Source organism: Mesorhizobium sp. (assembly GCF_004962925.1).
Classification (GTDB): domain Bacteria; phylum Pseudomonadota; class Alphaproteobacteria; order Rhizobiales; family Rhizobiaceae; genus Mesorhizobium.
This window is the reverse complement of the sequence record NZ_SUEO01000020.1, coordinates 43068-48626: the sequence shown is the minus strand read 5'-3', so window position 1 is coordinate 48626 and position 5559 is coordinate 43068. Positions and strand designations below refer to the sequence as shown.

Annotated in this window: 5 protein-coding genes and 1 pseudogene; 2 read left to right on the top strand and 4 right to left on the bottom strand. The window is 59.9% G+C overall.

Annotated features, from left to right (window positions below):
- Positions 1–254: 254 nt before the first annotated feature.
- Together E5W87_RS07225 and E5W87_RS07220 are read right to left on the bottom strand one after the other, a co-directional pair.
- On the bottom strand, positions 255–680 hold the full coding sequence (locus tag E5W87_RS07225) for a MucR family transcriptional regulator (RefSeq protein WP_023800837.1): 426 nt from the start codon (positions 678–680) through the stop codon (positions 255–257).
- A 434-nt stretch (positions 681–1114) separates the two neighbouring features.
- Complete coding sequence (locus tag E5W87_RS07220) at positions 1115–1483, bottom strand: SH3 domain-containing protein (protein ID WP_292395348.1); 369 nt, start codon at positions 1481–1483, stop codon at positions 1115–1117.
- A 118-nt stretch (positions 1484–1601) separates the two neighbouring features.
- On the opposite strand from E5W87_RS07220, the gene E5W87_RS07215 reads away from it, so the two are divergent.
- On the top strand, positions 1602–3743 hold the full coding sequence (locus tag E5W87_RS07215) for a S9 family peptidase (protein WP_292395346.1): 2142 nt from the start codon (positions 1602–1604) through the stop codon (positions 3741–3743).
- Positions 3744–3905: 162 nt separating this feature from the next.
- The gene (locus E5W87_RS07210; protein ID WP_292395343.1) at positions 3906–4295 is read left to right on the top strand and encodes an SET domain-containing protein-lysine N-methyltransferase; all 390 of its coding nucleotides are present in this window, start codon (positions 3906–3908) and stop codon (positions 4293–4295) included.
- A gap of 7 nt (positions 4296–4302) precedes the next feature.
- Here E5W87_RS07210 and E5W87_RS07205 read toward each other — a convergent pair.
- Both E5W87_RS07205 and E5W87_RS07200 read right to left on the bottom strand, forming a co-directional pair.
- Positions 4303–5251, bottom strand: a pseudogene (locus E5W87_RS07205) (cytochrome c).
- A 9-nt stretch (positions 5252–5260) separates the two neighbouring features.
- A partial coding sequence (locus E5W87_RS07200) for a cytochrome c (RefSeq protein ID WP_292395341.1) occupies positions 5261–5559 on the bottom strand: 299 nt, incomplete at its 5' end.

Sequence of the window (5559 nt, the reverse complement as noted above, 5' to 3'; positions counted from 1 at the left end):
CCGCCTGATTAGAGCATCGGACCCAAAAGTGGGTGCCGGTTTTGGGAAAATCCGATGCTCAAACAAAAAGATAGAGCGGCGGCACAGTTCGACTTGAAAGTCCGCCGCTCTAGGCCAATAGCACGCGATTGCCGTCGCACGGCGGAGAGCCCCCGCACATGACGCAACGCATATCGCTCCAGCAATGTCCAAAAACAAACGGCGCCCGAAGGCGCCGTTGATCGTCTAACCCAGGTTGGGAAAGACAGCCGGTATCAGCGCCCCTTGCGCTTGCGGCCGAGACCCATCTTCTTGGCAAGCTGGGAGCGGGCGGCAGCATAGTTGGGAGCAACCATCGGGTAGCTTGCGTCCAGACCCCATTTTTCACGATACTCGTCGGGCGTCAGACCGTAGTGGGTCATCAAATGACGCTTCAGCGACTTGAACTTCTTGCCGTCTTCAAGACAGACGATGTAGTCGTCATGGACGGAGCGCTTCGGGTTTACTGCCGGCTTCTGCTTGTCGGCAGGAGGCTGTTCACTGGCGCCGCCCACGCGCCCGAGGGCGGCATGGACGTCGGCGATAAGGCTCGGGAGTTCGCCAACCGGCACCGGATTGTTGCTGACATAGGCGGCGACGACGTCGGCCGTCAATTCGATCAGCGCATCACTATTTCTGGAAGGTGTTTCGATAATATCCATGGCTTCATGGCCCCAACGAGAGTTGTTTCTATCTGCGCCCTATTTTTGACAGGTCGGGCACCGCGCGAAATTTTTGCAGGAAAGAGCCTCTGCGATTCGCGTCGCAGCATTCTAATGAGCCAGTGCACCAAGTAAGTCAATTCGCTTCTTGTGCTATATTCATCGATCTTAATCAAATATTCCACGATGAGCTTCAATCTTTCGTGCACTCTGTAACTTTGCGATATTTTCTGGTCAGACCAGTGGCGGCTGACGCAACGTCAAGCTGCCGTTACATCCGTGATGGACAGTAAAAATATCTGAATGCTTGGCTATGCTTGGTTGTAGCGTAAGCTAGCTGGTTGTTTTCAGAGTCCACGAAACCATAGGTTGCGATTTGTCCCTGCCGTCTGCGAGCGAGCCTGAAGTCAGCGCTGCGGACCGGCGCCAATCCATCAATGTGGGGTGATGTATTTTCCATAGACCCAGCCGGTGACGAAATTGTCGTTCTGCGCCGGATCATGCCAGACTTCGCACCAGCGATAGCGGATCTTCTGCTCCTGCTTCCAAGCCGGCTGATTGGCGATGTCGAGCAGGTTTATGCCGCCGGTGCATTTCCCGGTCATCTGCAAAACGGCACCGTTGGGATAGGCGGCCTGCCTCTGCGATGACCCGGCCGGATATTTGCGCACGTTGAGCGTGTCGCCAAACGGAACGTTGGTCACTTGCCAAGCTGCGAACACGGTTGCATGAGATTGGCCGGTAAAGGCCAAAACAGTCGAAGCGACGGCGAAAGCCGCAGCAGCGTGAAAACGGAATTTCATTTTTCTCTCTCCTCCGGCTCACCTCTGGAGCCCAGCGCAAAACATATATTCCGGCTCTTGAACCTGCGCTGATCGGCGTGTTCATTCTCCATTCAAGTAACTTCCACAGCGAGACGCAATGACCCGAACCCCAGCATTTCCGACTGTCAGCCCGCCACAACCAGAGAAGCGACCGGTCTTCGATATACATCATGGAGTAACCCGGACGGACGACTATGCCTGGCTGAGAGCCGATAATTGGCAAGAGATGTTCAGGGACCCGTCCCTGCTCGACGGCCAAATCCGCGCCCATCTCGAAGCCGAGAACGCCTATCAGGCGGCGTTGATGGCCGACACCGCCCGGTTGAGGAAGCAGCTTTTCAAGGAGATGAAGGGCCGCATCAAGGAAGACGATTCTTCCGTGCCGATGAAGGATGGGCCGTACGCCTATGGGTCATCTTTCAAGCTTGGCGGCGAGCAGCCGCGTTATTTCCGAACACCACGCGATGGCGGCGACGAGCAGATCCTGCTCGACGGCGATCTCGAGGCCGAGGGCAAGGCCTATTTCCGCCTCGGCGGCGTCGACCATTCGGCCGATCACGGCAAGCTCCTGTGGGCGTTCGACGACAAGGGCTCCGAATTCTTCACGCTTCGTGTGCGCGATCTTGCCAGCGGCAACGAACTGACGGACAGGATTCCGGACACAGGTGGCGGCGGCGTGTGGGATGCCGGCAATGACGGGTTTTTCTACACCCGCCTCGATTCCAACCATCGCCCCTCCAAGGTGCTGTTCCATGCCCTTGGCGACAAACCGCAGAATGACCGGCTGATCTACGAGGAGACCGATCCCGGCTTCTTCATGAATGTCGGCGGCACGCGCTCCAACGAGTGGATCATGATCGGCATCAACGATCATGAGACCTCGGAGTACCGACTGATGAGCGCCGGCGAGCCGTTCGCCGAACCGATGCTGGTTTCGCCGCGCGAGACCGGCCTGCAATACGACCTCGAAGAAGGCGGCGACATCTTCTTCATTCTCACCAATGCCGACGGCGCCAAGGATTTCAAGATCATGACGGCGCCGGCGAGCGACCCGGTGCGCGCCAACTGGCAGGAATTGGTGCCGCACGAAGCGGGCCGGCTGATCCTCTCGGTGATCGGCTTCAGGGATCATATGGTCAGGCTTGAACGCAAGGAAGGCTTGCCGCGCATCGTCGTGCGCGATCGCAAGAGCGGCGAGGAACACCTGATCTCTTTCGACGAGGAGGCCTTCTCGCTCGGCCTGTCGGGATCCTATGAATACGACACCGAGATCATGCGCTTTTCCTACTCGTCCATGACGACCCCGGCGCAGGTCTTCGATTATAACATGCGCACCCGCGAGCGTGTGCTGCTGAAGACCCAGGAAGTTCCGTCGGGTCACGACCCGGACCATTATGTGACGCGGCGGCTAATGGCGCCCGCCGCCGACGGCGAACTGGTGCCGGTCTCGCTCATTCATCACCGCGAGACACCGCTCGACGGATCAGCGCCTTGCCTGCTCTACGGCTACGGATCCTACGGCATCACGGTGCCGGCGGCCTTCAACACCAACAGCCTTTCACTGGTCGATCGCGGCTTCGTTTACGCAATTGCCCATGTCCGCGGCGGCAAGGAAAAGGGTTATGGCTGGTACGATGACGGCAAGCGGGCGCACAAGATGAACACGTTCACCGATTTCATCGCAGTCGCGCACCACCTAGTCGCCGAGCGCTACACGGCCCATGACCGCATTGTCGCACAGGGCGGCTCGGCCGGCGGCATGCTGATGGGCGCGATTGCCAACATGGCGCCGGAATGTTTTGGCGGCATCGTGGCCGAGGTTCCGTTCGTTGACGTGCTCACCACGATGCTTGATGCGACCTTGCCGCTGACGCCACCGGAATGGCCTGAATGGGGCAACCCGATCGCCTCGGAGGAAGACTACCGGACGATCGCCGCCTACTCGCCCTATGACAATGTCGCCGCGCTCGACTATCCGCCGATCCTGGCGCTTGCCGGCCTCACCGACCCGCGTGTCACCTACTGGGAACCGGCCAAATGGGTAGCGCGGCTGCGCGACCGCAAGACCGGCGACAATCCGGTGCTGTTCAAGATCAACATGGACTCCGGCCATGCCGGTGCATCCGGCCGGTTTTCCAGGCTCGAGGAAATCGCCTTCACCTATGCCTTTACGCTGAAGGTGGCGGGCAAGGCCACCACTGCGCCGCCCGCCCTTTTGGACGAGCAAAGGGCGCTGTAGGAGGTTGATCTTGCGCATGATCCTCAGCGGAAAATCGATTCCGATTCAGGGTCATGCGCTACCGATTTTTCTGCTCGCAATTACGATGGCCGCGCGCTACCCAATGCGCGGCTTTCGCGGCCGCGCCACCCAAAATCACCCAGTCACTCCAAAGGGTCTGCCATGTTGCTCGTCGACGTCTATCTCGACAAATCGCCTATCCAAGGCATTGGTGTTTTTGCCAAGAACCACATTCCCCGTGGCACACTGGTTTGGAAGCTCGATCCCAATTACGACCGGCGCATCCCTGTCGAGACCTATGAGCGCGAGACCGGGCCGATCAAAGCCTATCTCGATCGCTATTCCTATCCCGACCGGCGCGACCCGAACTACATCGTCTTCGAAGCCGACGACGCGCGCTACATGAACCATGCCGATGACCCGAATTGCGACGTCGCCTCGCCCGAGGAGACATATGCGTTGCGCGACATCGTGCCGGGCGAGGAAATGACCTGTAACTACAATCATTTCTTCGAAACCGGCTTTGATTTCCTGGGTGACCGCCACCCGTAATCGAAAATTAGCTCGAAGGCTGCTTGCGTGGGGGATAGCCGTTGGGATGCGGCGGTATGGCCTTTAGATAGGCCGATATCGCCGCCCGGTCCTCGGGCGTCAGCTCGGCCATGTTTCTCTGCACATCGACCATGGCGCCACCCACGGAATCGAAATCCGGCGTGAAGCCGCTTTCGAGATAGTAGGCGATATCGGCCTCTGACCAGTCACCGAGCCCGCCTTCGCCCCGCGTGATGTTCGGCACGATGCCGCTGCCTTCGGCGGCGGTCGCACCCGCCAGCCACTCGCTCTTCCTGGTACCGCCGGTAAAGTCTCGCGGCGTATGACATTCGCCGCAATGGCCAGCCCCTTCGACCAGATAACGACCTGCCAGCACCGGCTGCGGCGTCCCGTCCGGAAAAGAAACCACCGGCCGATCGCCCAAATAGAGACGTTTCCACAGCCCGATGCCGCGACGGATGTTGAAAGGGAATCCCAGCGAATTGGGCGGCGCCTTGCCGGCGACAGCGGGGAGCGTCTTCATGAAGGCATGAAGATCGGCAATGTCGGCCGGCTTCATGCGCGCGTAGGAAGCGTAGGGAAACGCGGGGTAAAAATGTTCGCCGCTCGGCGACACACCCTTCAGCATGGCGTTGGCGAGGTCTTCGACCGACCAGGCGCCGATACCGTCCTTGGCATCCTGCGAGATGTTCGGGGGCACGAAGGTGCCGAACGGCGTCTTGAGTTCGAGACCGCCGGCCAGTTGAAGGCGCGCATCGCCTTGCGCCTGGCTTCGCATGACAGGACGTGCAGCCGCCGGCATAAAAAATGCGCTTGCCCCTGGCGGCATCGCCGGGGCCGAGCTGCGCCACGGTCTCAGCGTCGAGCCTGACCGGCGCCGACAGGAACCAGCCGGCAACCGCGCCCGCGGCGCCCAGAAGAAGGGCGGCGCCGACGAGGTTTTTCAGCAGGCGCATCGCCCGCTATCAGCCCTTCTTTATCCTGTAGGTCTGGTGGCAGGTGCCACAATCGCCGCCTATGGTGTTGAACTGTGCCTTCAAGGCATCAACGTCGGCAGGGGCGGCGGCCGCCGCAGCCTTGACGTTGGCGAGATACTTGCCCTCAACCGCCTTGAAGCCGGTCATGTCTTCCCAGATTTTGGGAGCAGCCGTGGTGTCGCCGGTGTCGCTGCCCGCCGGGAAAAAAGTGTCGACGTTGGCATGGAATTTCTCGGCATTGGCCTGCAGCGTCTGCAATGCCGTCAGCACAGCCGCGGCGTCGTAAG

Excerpts from the sequence above, each read along its gene's own strand:
- E5W87_RS07225 (WP_023800837.1), bottom strand. The coding sequence starts at position 680 with ATGGATATTATCGAAACACCTTCCAGAAATAGTGATGCGCTGATCGAA.
- E5W87_RS07220 (WP_292395348.1), bottom strand. The coding sequence starts at position 1,483 with ATGAAATTCCGTTTTCACGCTGCTGCGGCTTTCGCCGTCGCTTCGACT.
- E5W87_RS07215 (WP_292395346.1), top strand. The coding sequence starts at position 1,602 with ATGACCCGAACCCCAGCATTTCCGACTGTCAGCCCGCCACAACCAGAG.
- E5W87_RS07210 (WP_292395343.1), top strand. The coding sequence starts at position 3,906 with ATGTTGCTCGTCGACGTCTATCTCGACAAATCGCCTATCCAAGGCATT.